The organism is Streptomyces sp. NPDC050617, assembly GCF_040654795.1.
Taxonomy (GTDB): domain Bacteria; phylum Actinomycetota; class Actinomycetes; order Streptomycetales; family Streptomycetaceae; genus Streptomyces.
Map to the genome: position 1 here is coordinate 1 of NZ_JBFAIS010000072.1, position 1,408 is coordinate 1,408.

Consider the following 1,408-nt stretch of genomic DNA (forward strand, 5'->3'; position numbering starts at 1 on the left):
TAGTACTGCAACGGCGTTTGGTGTGACTGGTGGCCAGGTTGGTCGTTGGGCTGGTTATGGGTGGGGGCCACGGCGATGTGAGGAAGTGGGCGGCGGGTCTGGGTGAGGTGCATGAGCGTTTCATGCACCGATTTGCCCGGTCGGAGCCGCGTGAGTCAGCGCTGGCGTATATGCGGGGCCTGATAGCCCCGCTGGAACGGAAGAACGGCTGGACGCTGGCTGAGGAAGCCGGGCACCCGGCTCCCGACCGCATGCACCGGCTGCTGAACCGGTGCGACTGGGACCCTGACGAAGTCCTGGACGACGTGCGTGATTACGTCGTCGAACACCTCGGTGACCCGGAGGCCGTGCTGATCGTGGACGACACGGGCTTCCTGAAGAAGGGGGTCCGCTCGGCCGGGGTCCAACGGCAGTACTCCGGGACGGCGGGGCGGACGGAGAACTGCCAGGTCGGCGTCTTCCTCGCCTATGCCGGTGAACGTGGCCGCACGCTGATCGACCGGCGCCTGTATCTGCCCACGTCATGGACCGATGACCGGGAACGGTGCCGGGCCGCGGGCATTGACGACGCGGTCGCCTTCGAGACGAAGGTCGTCACCGCCAAAGCGATGGTCCGCCGGGCGATCACCGACAAGATCCCGTTTCGGTGGGTGACCGCGGACGCCGCCTACGGTTTCAGCAAGGGCTGGCGGACCGAGCTCGAGCGGGCCGATGTCTTCCACGTCATGGCCACCACCCGCCACGACACCGTCGTCACCCGCTGGGCCATGGACCACCCTGTCCATGACCTCTTTCCCGGCCTGCCACGGCAGAAATGGAAGCGCCGTTCCTGCGGCAACGGAGCCCACGGTCCGCGCGTCTATGACTGGGCGAGGGCCGAGGTCCGGCCCTGGCACCGAGAAGACCGGCGGCACTGGGTGATCGCCCGCCGCAGCGTCAGCCGACCCCAAGAGATCTCTTACTACATCGCCTACTGCCCCACGAAAACCACTCTCGACGAACTGATCCACGTCGCCGGCAGCCGCTGGGCCGTCGAGGAATGCTTCCAGACCGCCAAGCAGGAATGCGGCCTGGACGACTACCAGGTCCGCCGATACCCCGGCTGGCACCGCCACATCACCCTCGCCATGGCCGCCCACGCCTGCCTCACCGTCCTGCGAGCCCGCGCACTCGACACCGACAAAGCAGAAACGGATCCTCCCAGCTCATACCCCTCACCCTCCCCGAACTACGACGCCTGATCCACCGCCTCACCCACCGCCGCCCCGCACCCATCGACCACGTCCTGCACTGGTCACACTGGCGCCGCAGACGACAACACCAAGCCCGCCTCAGCCACTACAAACAACGCGGCCACACACCACCAGAAGCTGCCCAACCATCAGGCCAAAGACCATTGCAGTACTAG

At 66.5% G+C, this 1,408-nt stretch carries 1 protein-coding gene; it reads left to right on the plus strand.

The window, feature by feature from the left end; genetic code table 11:
* Positions 1–56 precede the first annotated feature (56 nt).
* Positions 57–1,241, plus strand: a complete 1,185-nt coding sequence (locus tag AB0I49_RS38220; protein ID WP_363231840.1) for an IS701 family transposase — start codon at positions 57–59, stop codon at positions 1,239–1,241.
* The last annotated feature ends 167 nt before the right edge of the window (positions 1,242–1,408 follow it).